General features: G+C 63.7%; 12 protein-coding genes and 1 pseudogene. 5 read left to right on the forward strand and 8 right to left on the reverse strand.

The features are described from left to right. Nucleotide 1 precedes the first annotated feature (1 nt). The 3 genes from ACIGJE_RS20245 to ACIGJE_RS20255 all read left to right on the forward strand — a co-directional run bounded on the left by ACIGJE_RS20245 (nt 2) and on the right by ACIGJE_RS20255 (nt 2629). The gene (locus ACIGJE_RS20245) at nt 2-361 is read left to right on the forward strand and encodes an MmcQ/YjbR family DNA-binding protein (protein WP_367623140.1); all 360 of its coding nucleotides are present in this window, start codon (nt 2-4) and stop codon (nt 359-361) included. Nucleotides 362-565: 204 nt separating this feature from the next. After that, nucleotides 566-1105: a formaldehyde-activating enzyme gene (gene fae / locus ACIGJE_RS20250; RefSeq protein ID WP_068289909.1), complete on the forward strand. Its 540-nt coding sequence runs from the start codon at nt 566-568 to the stop codon at nt 1103-1105. Nucleotides 1106-1348: 243 nt separating this feature from the next. Next, nucleotides 1349-2629, forward strand: a complete 1281-nt coding sequence (locus ACIGJE_RS20255) for a cystathionine gamma-synthase family protein (protein WP_483678610.1) — start codon at nt 1349-1351, stop codon at nt 2627-2629. Nucleotides 2630-2636: 7 nt separating this feature from the next. Here ACIGJE_RS20255 and attM read toward each other — a convergent pair whose 3' ends face one another. Further along, nucleotides 2637-3428: an AttM family quorum-quenching N-acyl homoserine lactonase gene (gene attM, locus ACIGJE_RS20260; RefSeq protein WP_483678612.1), complete on the reverse strand. Its 792-nt coding sequence runs from the start codon at nt 3426-3428 to the stop codon at nt 2637-2639. Nucleotides 3429-3545: 117 nt separating this feature from the next. Here attM and ACIGJE_RS20265 point away from each other — a divergent pair, with 117 nt between their 5' ends. Next, on the forward strand, nt 3546-4403 hold the full coding sequence (locus ACIGJE_RS20265; protein ID WP_483678613.1) for a LysR family transcriptional regulator: 858 nt from the start codon (nt 3546-3548) through the stop codon (nt 4401-4403). 78 nt (nt 4404-4481) lie between these two features. On the opposite strand, the gene ACIGJE_RS20270 is transcribed toward ACIGJE_RS20265, so the two are convergent. Together ACIGJE_RS20270 and ACIGJE_RS20275 are read right to left on the reverse strand one after the other, a co-directional pair. Then, complete coding sequence (locus ACIGJE_RS20270; RefSeq protein ID WP_483678614.1) at nt 4482-5969, reverse strand: hypothetical protein; 1488 nt, start codon at nt 5967-5969, stop codon at nt 4482-4484. 211 nt (nt 5970-6180) lie between these two features. Beyond that, nucleotides 6181-7623: a hypothetical protein gene (locus tag ACIGJE_RS20275; RefSeq protein ID WP_483678615.1), complete on the reverse strand. Its 1443-nt coding sequence runs from the start codon at nt 7621-7623 to the stop codon at nt 6181-6183. Between the two features lie 257 nt (nt 7624-7880). Here ACIGJE_RS20275 and ACIGJE_RS20280 point away from each other — a divergent pair, with 257 nt between their 5' ends. Continuing rightward, entirely contained in the window at nt 7881-9461 is a 1581-nt protein-coding gene (locus tag ACIGJE_RS20280; RefSeq protein ID WP_483678616.1) for an alkaline phosphatase D family protein, read from the forward strand. 204 nt (nt 9462-9665) lie between these two features. Here the strand turns inward: ACIGJE_RS20280 and ACIGJE_RS20285 are convergent, their stop codons facing one another. The 5 genes and pseudogenes from ACIGJE_RS20285 to dctP form a co-directional block, all read right to left on the reverse strand. Continuing rightward, nucleotides 9666-11183, reverse strand: a complete 1518-nt coding sequence (locus tag ACIGJE_RS20285; RefSeq protein WP_483678617.1) for a malonate--CoA ligase — start codon at nt 11181-11183, stop codon at nt 9666-9668. A gap of 10 nt (nt 11184-11193) precedes the next feature. After that, nucleotides 11194-12618: a malonyl-CoA decarboxylase gene (locus ACIGJE_RS20290; protein WP_311935356.1), complete on the reverse strand. Its 1425-nt coding sequence runs from the start codon at nt 12616-12618 to the stop codon at nt 11194-11196. Between the two features lie 39 nt (nt 12619-12657). Beyond that, nucleotides 12658-14001, reverse strand: coding sequence for a TRAP transporter large permease (locus ACIGJE_RS20295; protein WP_367623430.1), 1344 nt, complete (start codon nt 13999-14001; stop codon nt 12658-12660). A gap of 96 nt (nt 14002-14097) precedes the next feature. Beyond that, nucleotides 14098-14613, reverse strand: a pseudogene (locus tag ACIGJE_RS20300) (TRAP transporter small permease); the annotation flags it as partial. Nucleotide 14614: 1 nt separating this feature from the next. Continuing rightward, nucleotides 14615-15655 (reverse strand): TRAP transporter substrate-binding protein DctP, encoded by a 1041-nt coding sequence (dctP, locus tag ACIGJE_RS20305; protein ID WP_367623148.1) that lies wholly within the window; start codon nt 15653-15655, stop codon nt 14615-14617. Nucleotides 15656-15698: the final 43 nt, after the last annotated feature.

Below are 15698 nucleotides of genomic sequence, written 5' to 3' on the forward strand. Positions count from 1 at the left end.
CATGACACACGAAGAGTACAACGCCTTCTGCGGCGCGCTGCCCGCCACCAGCCATGTGGTGCAATGGGGCGGAGCCCATGTCTGGAAGGTCGGCGGCAAGGTTTTCGCCATCGGCGGCCAGCAGGACGGTGTGCCGCGCTACACCTTCAAGGTGAGCGAGATCTCCTATGAGGTACTCAAGGAGCAACCTGGCCTGCGTCCTGCCCCCTATCTCGCTTCGCGCGGCATGAAGTGGATCCAGCACTACGCCGAGCCCGGCCTGAGCGACGAGGAACTGCGCGACTATCTGCGCCAGTCGCATTTCATCGTCTCGCGCGGCTTGTCGAAAAAGGTACGGGCGGAGCTCGGCCTTCCAGCCTGAGGCGCTTTGGGGTCGGTGGAACCACCAATCCTGGCGAGGGCTCAGCGAAACGCAGGTCTGAGGCAAATTTGCGACTCCCCCCGGTCAACTATGCGTCCTTTTTTCACAAGCCCCGAGGCTTGCGATTTTGAGGACCGCCGGCCCATCATCCGCTGCCGCAGAAAGGGTTCATCGTGCCGATGGGCTTGGAACAGGAGCAGTGACTTGACCGACATCATCTTTCGCACCGGCGAAGCCACCGTGCTCGCCAAGGAAGGCCAATACACGGACGCCATGCCGGAGGTGCTGATCGGCTCCGTCGACGGGCCGGTCGGCCACGGCTTCGCCGCCATGCTCGGCCAGACGGTCGGCCATACCCGCATGTTCGTGGTGCGCGACCTCAACCAGCTCGTCCGCCCGGCCACGATGATGACGACAAAGGTGACGATCCACAATGCCGCCTATGTCGAGCTTCTCGGCGGCGTCGTTCAGGGAGCGACCGGCGACGCGATCGTCGATTGCGTCATCGAGGGCGTGCTGCCGAAGGACCAGACAGACAAGATCTGCATCATCATCACGATCTGGCTCGATCCGCGCTGTCCGGCAGATCCCAATCTCGACAAGGCCGACCTCTATCGCACCAACTATGAGGCGACCAAGCTCGCCATTCGCCGTGCCATGACCGGCGAGCCCACCATCGACGAATTGATCGCCAACCGGAAGACCATCAAACATTATGCGCTCGACGGCGTCGTCGAATATTGAGCCGGCATGAGGCGCCCCCGCCGCACTTCGGAAAGAGCGGTTAGCTGATCATCAGGCTGTCATTCCCGGCCGAGCGCGGCGAGGGGAAGGGGATGACAATATTTCGGTTCATTCATGCTTCATGGGCTCCGAAGGAGCCGGCCGGTCGAGCGACCGACTCCTTCCCTTTGACAGACGTCATGGCCGACCGCACCATATGCGCCACACCACCGCTTCCGAGGTTGCACGTGAAAGGAGCCGGTCATGGCCGTCGATCGCAGCCACAAGCACACGCTGGGCAATCATCCCCTGCATCCTGAAACCTTGATGCTGGGCTATGGCTACGATCCGGCCCTCTCGGAGGGCTCGGTGAAACCGCCGGTATTCCTCACCTCGACCTTCGTGTTCCAATCGGCGGAGGACGGGCGCGACTTCTTCGACTACACCTCGGGCCGGCGCACGCCACCCGCCGGCAGCGCGGCGGGGCTGGTCTATTCGCGCTTCAACCACCCCAACACCGAGATCGTCGAGGATCGCCTCGCCATTTATGAAGGCGGCGAAGCGGCTCTGCTGTTCTCCTCGGGCATGGCCGCCATCTCCATGGCCGTGCTGGCCTATGCCCGCCCCGGCGACGTCGTGCTGCACAGCCAGCCGCTCTATGGCGGCACCGAGACGCTGCTCGCCCGCACCCTCGCCGATTTCGGCATCGGACATGCGGGCTTCATGGACGGCCTTCATGCCGCCTCGATCAACCAGGCTGCCGACAAGGCGATGGCGGCAGGCCGGGTCAGCACCATCCTGATCGAGACGCCCTCCAATCCGATCAACACGCTGGTCGACTTCTCCCTCATCGGCGCAGCCGCCGATCGCATTGCCGACATGCAGGGTGCACGACCAGTGATCATCTGCGACAACACGCTGCTGGGGCCGCTCTTCCAGCGGCCTCTCGGCCATGGCGTCGATATCGTGGTCTATTCGGCCACCAAATATATCGGCGGCCACAGCGACCTCATCGCCGGCGCGGCGATCGGCAGCAAAACGGTGTTGAAACCGGTGCGGGCGCTGCGCAGCGCCGTCGGCACCCAGCTCGATCCCCACACCTGCTGGATGCTCGGCCGATCGCTCGAAACCTTGTCGCTGCGCATGCAGGCAGCCGCGCGCAATGCCGTGGCCGTCGCCGACTTCCTGGCCGCCCATGCCGGCGTCACCGCCGTGCATGCCCTGCATGCTCTACCGGAGGACAGCCCGGCGCGCCGGGTGTTCGAGCGGCAATGCACCGGCGCGGGCTCGACCTTCTCCATCGAGATCAAGGGCGGCCAGGCCGAGGCCTTCCGGCTGCTCAATGCCCTGAAAGTGTTCAAGCTCGCTGTCAGCCTCGGCGGCACCGAGTCCCTCGCCAGCCATCCCGCCTCGACCACCCATTCGGGCGTGCCGGCCGAGCTGAGGGCCCAGCTCGGCGTGACCGATGCCACTATCCGGCTGAGTGTCGGCATCGAGAATGCCGAGGATCTGATCGCCGATCTCGCCCAGGCGCTGGAGGCCTGAGCGGTGGTTAATCGTAGAAATGGGGCGCCTGCCTGAAGCCGGCCCAGGCTTCGGGATCATGGCCCGGCACCACGGTCGCGCTCACCCGATCGGCGAGGAAACGCAGCTTGCGCACCGTGCGGGCCACATCGCTGGCCGAACTCATCAGGCCCGGCAGCGCCTTCTCGTTCCAGTGGTCCCAGGTATAGGCGGCATCGATCGCCAGCAGGAACGGACCGCTGTTCGGAAGATCGACCATCACGGATTGATGGCCGGGCGAATGGCCCGGCGTGAACAGGATCCGGATGGTGCCATCGCCATAGAGATCGAAGCCATCCGTCGCCTCGCCGTCCAAGAACTGCCAGACAAGACCCGGCCGGTCGAAATCCCGGCGGACATAGGCCGCCGCCGTGAACCAGTCCGGCGTGAAGGCATATTCATATTCCCGGCGTTGCACGATGTGAGTGGCATTGGGAAAGCGCCCGATGGCGCCGGTATGATCCGAATGCAGGTGCGAAAGCAGCACGAAGCGGATATCGCCGGGCCGGATGCCGAGCGCTTCAAGCTGGGTGAGGCAGCCTTGTTCGGGTGCCATCACCGGGCGGAAGACCTCGACGCTGCCGCCCCAATAGGCCTTGGGATCGGCAAGGCCCTCCGCCGCCAGGCCACCGTCGATCAGCACTGCACCTTTCGGATGCATCACCAGGAACCAGGGTACCGGGATCTCGCAATCCTCCCCCTCGCCCTGATTCATCTTGATGTGGCGCAGCTTGCAGCGCTGGGTGCCGGACTGGAACATATACAATCGTAGACTAGACATTTGAAACTCCGACGGCCCGTCGGCTCCTTCAACGCGGATCGCAATTGTATAACGGCACGCTTCCAATCGGAAAATCGGGAATATATGATATCATCCATCAGGAAAGCAGATGGATAAATGCGCCCCTTCGACCTCGATCTCCTGCAGACCCTCGTCGCCATCGCCGAGACAGGCAGCCTGTCGGCAGCAGCGCCACGGGTTCATCGCTCGCAATCGGCTGTCAGCGAACAGATGCGCAAGCTCGAGCAGCATTGCGGCGTGACCTTGCTGGTGCGCGGCAAGCTCGGCGCCAGCCTCACATCCGCCGGCGAACGCCTGGTCGTGCACGCACGCCGGCTGCTGGCACTCAGCGAGGAGGCTTTTCGCGATGTCCTGGGTATGCCGCTCGCCGGCGATCTGCGCCTGGCCATAACCGACTATTTCCGCCCGGCGACGATCACGCTCCTGCTCAAGCGCCTGCGCGAGCGCTATCCGCAGCTCAAGCTGCATGTCGCGACCCGCCAGAGCCTGATGATCGAAAACCGCCGCGACTTCGACATCGGCCTGTCCATGCGCCTTCTCGACGACGACAGTGCGTCCGACGAGGACGGCCGCATCCGGCTCGGCCGCGAGCCCTTGTCCTGGATCGCCTCGCCCGCCCTTGCCCTTGATGCGGCCCGGCGTCTGCCGCTGGTCGTGCTTCCCGAGGCCTGTTCCCTTCAGCGCCTGATCATCCGCACGCTCAACCAAAGCGATATCGACTACGAGATCGCCCATTCGGCCGCCGGGGTCGCCGGCCTGCATTTGGCGCTCGCCGCCGGCCTGGGCTTGGCCTGCCTCAACCGTTCCGCCATACCGGCCGGCATGGCCACTCTCGATGGCGATTTCGGCCTGCCGGCCATGCCGAACATCGAATTCTCCATCCTGCCGCCCCAGGCCGGCGAATCCGCCCTTGTGGCGGAAGTCCGCCATTTGCTGGCCAAGGAACTTGCCTGATCGGGCTGCTCCAGACGCGAAGAGGGCAGCCTTTCGGTAAAGCCGCCCTCGGAATCCTGCCCGCCGTTTGGGAGCGCTCTATTTCTGCGCGCCCGGCCCGAAGGACTGACCGTTCACCGTGACTTTGCGGGCAAGACTGTCGAAGTCGATGTCCCAGGTCAGCCGGCCGTCCGGCCCGGTCTTGGCCAGCCCCTTGAGGAAGGCGATGCCCATGGCCGCACGCTGCGGCCCGGGATCGGAGGCACCGGCCTTGCCGAGAGCGGCGGCGATCTCATCTAGGTTGGAGGCCGAAACCGTCGCCTTGCCCTGCTGCGCTGGCAGCAGCGACGTCTCCCCCTGCCCCTTCACGTCGAAGGCGGGCGCCGTCAGGCTCTGGCCGAAAGCGAGCTTGGGCTGGCCCGCCAGAAGCAATGGCATCAGCGCCGCCTTGAGCGCATCCGGTTGAGCCGGTTTGGTGTCGGTGCCAACCTCGATCATCTTGCCGGCGATCGTCTCGAGATCGAGCCCGGTCAGGTTGAAATCGAGCGTCGCCTTTTCCGGCACCAGAGACTTGGCCCAGTCGGGCAGCATGCCATCCGGCAGGGCAAGGCCGCTCATGGCCAGATTCAGGCCGACATTGCCCGTCTTCACCAGACCGTTCGAAGCGAGGTTGGTATCCACCGTGGCAATCCTGATGATGCCCTTGGGCGTCCCCACCGTCATGTTGTCATAGCGGATCTGCGCGGACAGTGTTTTCCACAGCGGCAGCACGGCCTTCAGCTTGGCCCGCGCCTGCTCCTGGGCCGCCTTGCCATTGTCCCCCACCTTGCGGGCCGCGAAATAGGCCAGGGCCTGCATGAATTGCGCGCCACTGGAGCCATTGGCCACGAAAGTCTCGTGCACGCGATCCGCACGCAGCACCATCGGCGGCGCCGGATTGGCGGGATCCTTGACGGTAACCGTCTCGACGAGGTCCAGCAGGTCGCCCGTCACGTTCAGATCCGTCGTGCCGGCCTCCCCCGTTTTGCCGGTGATGGTGAAATCGATCTTGCCGACGGTGGCGTCGATGTCCTCGAGCGGCGAACGCATCGTCAGGGCGGCGGACTCGCAACGCATGGCCTGTTCGGTGAATTGCTCGGCCTTGGGATCATAGACGCCCTTTCCGGTACAATTCTTCAAGCGCTGGACCAGTTCGCTCTGCGGTCCGGCCTTGCCCGATTTGTAGACCATATCGAGCGCAGGACTGTTCTGCTCAAAAGCATATTTACCGCCCCCCTGGGGGATCAGGCGGGCGGTAAACGGGCCGAAGCTGAATTGGGCGCCATCTGCGGGCAGGCCGAGCTTGCTGCTGCTGACATCATAGGTGAGATCATAGCTCTCGCCATTGGGTTTGACCGTGACGATACCCTTCTCGAACACTTTCGGGCCGAGATAGCGGGCGATCTCGTCGCGGATCGCCTTGGCGCCTTGCTCGGTGGCGGGTTCAGCCAGGGCCTGTGAGGAGACCTGCGTGACAAGCGCCACGCTGGCCAGAATGACCCGGCTCCGAACACCGTATTTACGCTCAGATTTCTTCAGGAAAATCATAAAATACCCGGTCTGCCATGTGAAAGATTTCGTCCCCTGGAGCAAAGCCATTTGGACGGAAACTCTACTTTGCTCCAGCTCTCTGGTTCGGCGTGTCTTTGCGATTCTTGACGTTTCCGCCAAATCTCCCAACGCTTTGTGCCACAGGTGAAAGCGTGCTGCCTGTGAAATTTTGCTGCAAGCGATGTGTTTGAATCACCAGACAGCGTTGCTACTGGCGCGTCCCGGGCCCAAAGGACTGGCCGTTCACCGTGATCTTGCTCATCTGCCTCTCGAACTCGACATTCCAGATCAACCGGCCATCGGACCCCGTCTTTGCCAGGCCCTTGAGGAAGGCGACCCCAAACGCAGCGCGCCGGGACATGGGATCGGAAACAGCCGCCTTGGCAAGAACTGCGTCTATGGCATCGACACCCGCAGCCGAAATGATAGCCTTCCCTCCTTGCGAGGGGAACATCGACGTCATCCCCTGCCCCTTGATGTCGTAGTCGGAGGCCGTTGCCGTCGCATCAAATGCGAGTGTCGCCCGATTATTGCTGAAGACACGCAACAAAAGAGCATGCATTTCCCCTGGCACCGGCGAGCCGCCCCTGGTAGCCACCTCGATCGCGCCATCGACAAGGCTTTCCAGATCGAGATCTTTCAACCTGGCATCGAGCGTGATCTTCTCCGGCACCAGGATGGCGGCCCAACTGGGTAGCACGGTTCCGGGTACCTGCATGCCGGAAACACTTAAGGTCCCATCCAGGTCGGTATGCTCGACCAGGCCCTCATTCTTCATGGCTGCGTCGATGACGGCGAACTTGATCGGCCCACGAGGCGTGCCCCAACTCAGATTCTCGTAGTGCGACTTCAGCGAGGCATTGCTCCAAAGCGGCATGACGCCCTTGGCGAGCGCCTCAATCTCCGCGCGCGTTGCAGTGCCAGGCCCGCGGAGAAACCGATCGGATAGAAAAGCAAAGGCTGTCGTCAATCCAGTCTTCCTCAGGCCCGAAACGGAAAAATCGTGACGAATTCCGTCGACTTTGGTGGTCATCTCCGGTTTCGGCAGCGACGTCGGCAAGGCATCGCCAATCTTGGCGGCGAAGGTTTCGACAAAACTCGATACCTCATAGGATATCCGGCCATCGATGTTGCCGTCCGCCACCGCCGTGCCGGCCAACTTGAGACTGATGAGCCCTGTCTTGCCCTCCCCTCCAAAGACACCGACGGAGTTGGAGGCGGTGCTGCTTTCGCATTGAAGATTGCCCTCCGAAACCAGGAAGGCATCCAGATCGAGCAGGCCTTCGCCGGAACAGTTCACCAAGCGACGCGATCCTTCTTCGCTGAAAAACAAGGCTGGGTTCCTGTAAGTCAGCTCGAGTGTGGATTTGGGAAGTTCGAAGGCAAAGCGTCGCTCTCCCTTCGGCGTGAGCCGGAGGGTGAAAGGCTTCAGGCTGAATGTCATCCCATCGCCGGGCAGGCCGAGCTTGGCACTACCGATGGCGAGTGCGAGATCGTAGCCCTCGCCATCAGGCTTCACGCTGATGACGCCCTTGTCGATCCAGACCTTGCCGAGATTGCGGCCCAAGGCGTCGGTGATCTCCCTGGCACCGCCATCTGTCGCAGGCCCGGCGACGGCCGGCTTCCCCGGTAAACCGATGGCCAGCATCATACCGGCTAGCAGGGTCGTTCTAACGGTCTTGTGCCAAACGCCGAAACAGCTCGAAGCAACCATCGATTCCCCGATTCACTGGACGAATGCCGACCTTTCCTATGCCACATCACCGGCCGCCTGACTCATGAATCCGTCTGGCGAAAGCGTGGGAACGTTCGATGCCGACAACCCTCTTTATAATTCCTCCAACCATTTGACATGCCACTGTCATGTCGATGGCCAAGAAGGAGCGCATTTCAAGCTGGAGAGTCGCCATGCGCTTCATCGAAAGACCTCTGTCACGCCGCCGCTTCCTTACCGCAACCGCCGCAACCGGCCTGCTCGGGGCCACGGGTACGTTCGCCATGCCGGGCCTGTCCCGCGCCGCCGACCGCCCCGAAGTTACGGCCGGCCTGCAGTCGGGCGACGTCGCCGGCGACAGGGCCGTCCTGTGGTCGCGCACGGACCGCCCGGCCAATGCGATCTTCGAATGGTCGACGACCGAGAGCTTCAAGACGGTGAACCGGCTGCCGACGGTGACCGCCTCGCCCGAGACCGACTACACCGTGAAGATCCTGGCCGAAGGCTTGCCGGCCGATCAGGAGATCTTCTACCGCGTGCGCTTCCAGGACCTCGCCCATACCAGCGTCGAGAGCGAAGTGGTCACTGGGCACCTGCGTTCGGCCCCGGCAGGACTGCGTGACGTCTCCTTCGTCTGGTCCGGCGACACGGCCGGCCAGGGCTGGGGCATCGATGCCGACCGCGGCGGCATGAAGATCTATTCGGCCATGCTCAAGCACAATCCGGATTTCTTCATCCATTCGGGCGACAACATCTATGCTGACGGCGTGATCAAGCCCGAGGTGAAGCTGCCGGACGGCACCGTCTGGAAGAACATCGTCACGCCGGAAAAGTCCAAGGTCGCCGAGACCCTCGACGAATATCGCGGACAGTACAAATACAACCTCATGGACAAGAACTTCCGCGCTCTCTACCAGCAGGTTCCGGTCATCACCCAGTGGGACGACCATGAGGTGACCAACAACTGGTCGTCCTCCAAGGACCTGCTCAGCGACGATCGCTACAAGGAAAAGTCGATTGCGGCCTTGGCGGCGCGCGCCGCACAGGCCTTCCACGAATATATGCCGATCGCCACCACGCTGGCCGAGCCGCGCCGGGTCTATCGCAAGATCCCATACGGCCCGCTGCTCGACGTCTTCATGCTCGACATGCGTACCTATCGCGGCCCGAACGGCGCCAATCTGCAGACCACCGAAGGCGGGGAAGCGGCCTTCCTCGGCGCCGAGCAGCTTGCCTGGCTCAAGCGTGAGCTCGCCAATTCCAAGGCGACCTGGAAGGTGATCGCCGCCGACATGCCGCTGGCTCTGGTGGTGTGGGACAAGGCCGACCAGAAGAAGGGCTTTGAGGCCGTCTCGAACAACGACAATGGCAAGCCGCTCGGCCGCGAGCTCGAATTCGCCGATCTCCTGCGCTTCATCAAGGCGGCCGGCGTCAAGAACACGGTGTGGCTGACGGCCGACGTCCACTACACCGCCGCCCATTACTACAACCCGGACAAGGCGGCGTTCCAGGATTTCGACCCCTTCTGGGAATTCGTCTCCGGTCCGCTCCACTCGGGCACGTTCGGCCCCAACGACCTCGACATGACCTTCGGGCCCGAGCTCAAATATGTGAAGGCGCCGGAAGGCGGCCAGCAGAACCTGTCGCCCGCGGCCGGCCTGCAATTCTTCGGCCATGTCGCCATCGCCGCCAACACGCGGGTGATGACCGTCACCCTGCGCGACGCCGCCGATGCGGCATTGTGGTCGACGCAGCTCGAGCCGAAGCTGGGCTGAGGCCGAAAACCTTCTCCCCTTGCGGGAGAAGGTGCCGTAGCGTGGTCCCATAAGGACCACGCGTTCAAGTAAAGAACGTGGGGGCGGATGAGGGGTGTCGGCGCATGTCTTGGAAGGTCATGCTTCTCCCCTCATCCCCCTGCCGGGACCTCTAGTCAACTCAAGAGAGTTGACGATACCCGCGGGGGGAGAAGGCCACCATACTCATCCCCGCACGTAAAGATCCTTGTAGGTCGTCTGCAGCACGTTCTTCTGGACCTTGCCCATGGTGTTGCGCGGCAATTCGTCGACGAAGAGCACGCGCTTGGGCTGCTTGAACTTGGCGAGACGCCCCTCCAGGGTCTGGAGGATCGTCTGCTCCTCCACCGTGGCGCCGGGCTTGCGCACCACGACCGCCGTCACCCCCTCGCCGAAATCGGCATGCGGCACGCCGATGACGGCGCTTTCGAACACGCCGGGAATGCCGTCGATCTCCGTCTCCACTTCCTTGGGATAGACGTTGTAGCCACCTGTAATCACCAGATCCTTGCCGCGCCCGACGATATGGACATAACCATCGGCGTCGATCTTGCCGAGATCGCCGGTGATGAAGAAACCATCCGGCCGAAACTCGGACCTGGTCTTTTCCGGCATGCGCCAATAGCCCTTGAACACGTTGGGGCCCTTCACCTCGATCATGCCGATCTCGCCCTGCGGCAAGGGCTCGCCCGTCTCGGGCTTCACGATGCGCAGGGAGATACCCGGCAAGGGCATGCCGACGGCGCCGGCCACGCGCGCGCCGTCATAGGGGTTGGAGGTGATCATGTTGGTTTCGGTCATGCCGTAACGCTCGAGAATGGCATGGCCCGTACGCGCTCTCCATTGCTCATGAGTCTCCGACAGCAAGGGAGCCGATCCCGACACGAACAGCCGCATATGGGCGGTCGCCTCGGGCGTGAGGCCCTCCTGCTGCAGGAGGCGCACATAGAAGGTCGGCACGCCCATCATGGAGGTTGCCTTGGGCAGGTGGCGCAGCACTTCCGCCGCATCGAAGCGCGGCAGGAAGATCAGCGAGGAGCCCGCCATCAAGGTGGTGTTGATGGCCACGAACAGGCCATGCGTATGAAAGATCGGCAAAGCGTGCAGCAGCACGTCGGCCTGGCTGAAACGCCAATAGTCGGCCAGGGTGACGGCGTTGGACGCCAAGTTTCCATGCGTCAACATCGCGCCCTTGGAGCGCCCCGTGGTGCCGGAGGTATAGAGCAGCGCCGCCAGGCCGTCCTCGCCGCGCGCGACGTCGTCGAAACTTTCCGGTGCGCCTTTCGCCGCCTCGGCGAGCGACCCGTCGTCATGGCTTCCCAACGTCGCGACGGCGGCACCGAGCCGGGTGCCGATCTCGCCGAGTTCGCCCGCCTTTTCCGGTGCGCAGACCAGCAGGCGCGGTTCGGCATCGCCGACGAAATAGTCGAGCTCGGCCTTGGTATAGGCGGTGTTGAGAGGCACGAACACCGCACCGGCCCGCACACAGGCAAGATAGAGAAACACCGCCTGCGGGCTCTTCTCGACCTGGACGACCACGCGATCGCCAGTCTCGACCCCATAGCCGCGCAGAGCGTTGGCATAGCGACCCGACCAGGCGAGCACGGCGCCATAGTCGAAGCCGCTGCCGTCGGCGAGGGTCAGGAAGGGTTTCCCCGGTTCCGGCATCCGGGAACGGATCAGGGTGAAGAGATGGTTCGACACGCAAATTTCCTCAGGGATTGGATGACGGCCGGCCGGCCGTTTTGGAGTTGGCAGCGGGCGGCGGCAAGGCCGGTACGGCCGGCTTGCGACGCGCGGGCTTCGCTTCCACGGTTTTCAGGAGCTTGCGCACGGCCGGGCTCGCGGCGATGACGCCCTGATTGGCGAAAGCCTCGTGATTGGCCTCGATGGCATCGAGATCGTAGAGATAGTTGACCATGAGGCCGCCGGCCTGGCGCAGCCCGTTCGGCGAAACGTCGCCGCGCCAGTTGATGCGTTCGAGACGGGCGCCATTGCCGAGATGGAAGCGCGCCACCGGATCGACCGGCGCGCCCGACGATGTTCTTGCAGCGAGGAAATAATGGGCGGCAGCCGCGAGCTGCGCCTCGCGCATGGTCTCCGTCGGCCCGGTGCCACCCTGTTCGGCCGGCCTGAACAGCCCCTCCAGCACCGTCAGATCGGCCACGCCAGGAATATGCGGCTCCTCCTTGGCGAGTTCGCGCTTAAGCCAGCCCATGAAGCCGGGAACCGGCGACAGGGTGACGAAATTCTTCAGCTTCGGCAGGTCGCGCCTCAGTTCCTCGACCACCTGCTTGATCAGGAGATTGCCGAAGGACACGCGGCGCAGGCCGACCTGGCAGTTGGAGATCGAGTAGAACACCGCGGTGGTCGCATCCTCGGCCCGGATCGGCTTGCGTTCGAGATCGAGCAGAGGCGCGATCGTCCCCGGTATGTCCTGCGTCAGGGCGACCTCGACGAACACCAGCGGCTCATCCGCCATCTGCGGATGGAAAAAGGCGAAGCAACGCCGGTCCGAAGGCTCCAGCCGGCTGCGCAGATCGTCCCAGCTATGGATGGTATGCACCGCCTCATACTGGATGATCTTGGCCAGAATGTTCGCCGGCGTCGTCCAGTCGATCCGCTTCAGCATCAGGAAGCCCCGATTGAACCAGGACGAGAACAGATGGGCGAGATCCGCATCGAGGGCCTCCAGCTTCTCATTACCCGGCAGGCCGGCGAGTACGTCCTCGCGCAGCCGCACCAGGGCAGCCGTGCCCCCAGCGGGGCGGTTGAGCCGGCGGAAGAGCTCCTGGCGCCTCGGCTCGGCGGCAACGCTGAGCTCGGCCATGGCCCGGGGCGACTTGTCCTGCAGATAGGCCTCGATCGCCGCATCGAGGCGCGGCTGGTCGGGGCCGAAACCGTCGGCCAGCGCCGCCAGATGGTGCCGCCTTTGTTCCTCATCGGCCGCGGCATAGGCGTCGAGCCATTGCTGCGCCAGGGCAACACCGGAAACTTCGCCCCGGCCGGTCAGCAACGCATTGCTGAGGGCCAGCAGATCGGCCGATCGCACCGGGGATGCGGGGCGTTCGAGGCCGATGAGGCCCCTTCCCCGTTCGGCGACCGCTTCCAGGAATTCCTGCAGGAAGTTTCTGCTCATCGCTGTTCACCATACCCTGTCAAGGTCGAGTCATTGGGATTACCCCATGATCAGATCGGGCAGCCAAGTGGCGAGGCCTGGGATCAGGCAGGCCAACACCACCGCCAACGCCATCAATCCGACAAAAGGCAGCGTCCCGCGCATGATATCGCCGAGCGGGATGTCCGGCGCGATATTCTTGATCACGAAGATATTCAGCCCCACCGGGGGATGGATCAGGCCCATCTCCATGACGATGGTCATCACCACACCGAACCAGATCAGGTCGAAGCCGGCCGCTTTCAAGGGCGGCAGGATGATCGGCGCCGTCATCAGGATGATCGAGACCGGCGGCAGGAAGAAGCCGAGGACGACCACGAAGAGCAGGATGGCGGTGAGCAGCAGCCATTTCGACAGATTCAGGCTGATGATCCAGGCTGCCGCCGACTGGCTGATCTGGAGATAGCTCATCACATAGGAATAGAGCAGCGACATGCCGATGATCATCAAGAGCATGGTCGATTCCCTGAGCGTGCCCGAGAGGATCGGCATCACCTTGGAAGGCCGCCAGATACCGTACATGGCCGAGATCACCGCCAAGGCGAGCACGGCGCCGACGCCGGCCGTCTCAGAGGGCGTCGCCCAGCCGGCATAGAGCACCACCATCACGCCGGCGAGGATGGAAACGAAGGGCACCACCCAGCCGATCATGCGAAGCTTCTGGGCGAAGGTATAGCTCTCCTCGTGCAGGATGGCAGAGCGAATGCCGGTGCGCTCGGCCTGGACCAGGGCCTGCTGTTTCTCCTTGCGGTAGTGCAGCATGGCGTAGACGGCGAACATCGTCATCAGGAGTAGGCCCGGGCCGATCCCGGCCAGGAACAGCTTGCCGAGCGAGACCTCAGCCGCCACCGCATAGAGCAGCATGGTCACCGAAGGCGGCAGGAGGATGCCGAGCGTGCCGCCGGCCGCGATGATCCCGGCGGCAAAGCCACCGGAATAGCCGCGAGCCCGCATCTCCGGAATGCCGGCGGCGCCAATGGCCGAGCAGGTGGCGGGCGAGGAGCCCGCCATGGCGGCGAACAGGCCACAGGCCACCGTGTTGGCAACGCCCAGCCCGCCCGGAATGCGATAAAGCCAGGCATGCAAGGCCGAATAGAGGTCCTTGCCGGCATTGGAACGGCCGATCGCCGCCCCCTTCAGGATGAAGAGTGGGATAGCAAGAATGATGACATTGGCCAGTTCCTCGTAGAAATTCTGTGCCAGCGTGTCGATCGAGGCCGCCGGCATGAACAGAATCATGAAGGTCAATGCCACCACGCCAAGCGCGAAGGCGATCGGCATGCCCGAGAACAGCACGATCAGTGTTGCCGCGCAGTAGGCGACGCCGATGCCCCATTGGGGCAGGCCGGTCAGCAGCGGCAGCGGCGGCCGAGACCACAGGCCGAAGGCAACCACCGCGAGCAGCACGATGATGCACACCGGAAGCGATCGTTCAGCCACCTGCAGGGCGACCTGCGCAGCCAGCAGCACCATGCCTGCCGTCAGCAGGGAATAGGGAATCCACAGAGGCGGGCCCCAGGCCGAATGCGAGGTCTGCTCGTCCACCCAGGCTTCGTGCAGCAGCGAGCCCGATTTCCAGGCGAACAGCACGCAGAAGAACAGCACCAGCGCATCGACCACCAGCCGCCTGGTGCCGGCGGCAGCCGGCAACCAATGGTCAAGGATGTCGATGCCGACATGGCCGCGCACCGCCTGCACCGAGGCCGCCGACAGGAAGATGGCGCCGGCGATCAGGTAGATGGTGACCTCATCCTGCCAGAGCACCGACTGGCGCGTCACATGCCCGGTGATGACACCGAAGGTGAGGACGATGGCCGCTGCCAGCAGAGCCACGGCCGACAGCCGGAAGGCGACGGCGTTGACCATCCCGAACACCCGCCGCACCCCACCTGCCTGCTCCGCCGGGCCGGCTTCGTCGGCGGCAAGGATGGCGTCATGCTGGATCGAGCCGCCCATCTCACGCCACCTTCTGTGCGAGCTTCAGCAACTCCGCAGCTTCGCTCGAGCGCGCCGCATAATCCTTCCAGGAACTGGCTTCGGCGATCTTGCGCCACTCGGCGAGGTCGGCCGCACTGAAATCGGCTACTTCGACACCCTTGGCGGCATAGACCTTGGCGACCTCCTCGTCGTCATGCTGCGCCTGCTTGGTGGCCCAGCCTTCCATTTCGGCGCCGACGTCGAGCAGCACCTTCTGCTGATCGGCCGGCAGGGCGTCGAAGATGGTCTTCGACATCAGCAGCGGTTCGAGCATGAACCAGAAGGAGCCTTTTCGCGCCGAGGTCAGCGATTTGGCGAGTTCCTCCAGGCGGAACGAGATCAGGCTGGTCGACGAAGTCACGGCCGCGTCGAGCGCACTAGTCTGCATGCCGATATAGATTTCGTTCGAGGGCATGGTGGAGACCTGTGCCCCGGCAGCGGTGAACATCAGGTCCATTTCGCGGCTGCCGCCACGGATCTTCAACCCCTTGGAGCTGTCGGGCGTCAGCACCGGCTTGCCGCGGGAGGCGACGCCGCCGCCCTGCCAGACCCAGGCGATGATCTTGATGCCCTTGGCCTCCAGGATGCCGGAGAGCGCCTTGCCGATCTCGGCATTCTTCCAGGCGGCGCCCTGCTCATAGCTCGTCACCAGGCAGGGCATCAGGCCCAGATTGGTGGCGTGCAGTTCACCCCCTGCATAGGCGACCGGAAACAGCGACATGTCCAAGGCGCCGCGGCGCATGGCCGAGAATTGCGCATTGGTCTTCATCAGCGAGGCATTGGCGTAGACGTCGAACTTCAGCGCCCCGCTGGTGCGCTTGTCCACCTCGGCGGCGAAGATGCGGCAGAGACGGTCCCGAAAATCGCCCTGCTCCGCCGTGCCGCCGGGAAATTGATGCGACATCTTCAGCGTGGTGGCGGCGCGGGCAGCGCCGGCGGACCGGATGACCAATGGCGTTGCAAGTGCGGCAGTCAGGATCTGCCTCCGGGTAAGCGACATCTGCCTCAAGGCACGTGACATGGCGTTTTCCTCTTCAATCCATCCGAGGCTGGCTGGTTCCGCC

It is taken from the genome of Labrys sp. E2SS-1L (assembly GCF_057073705.1).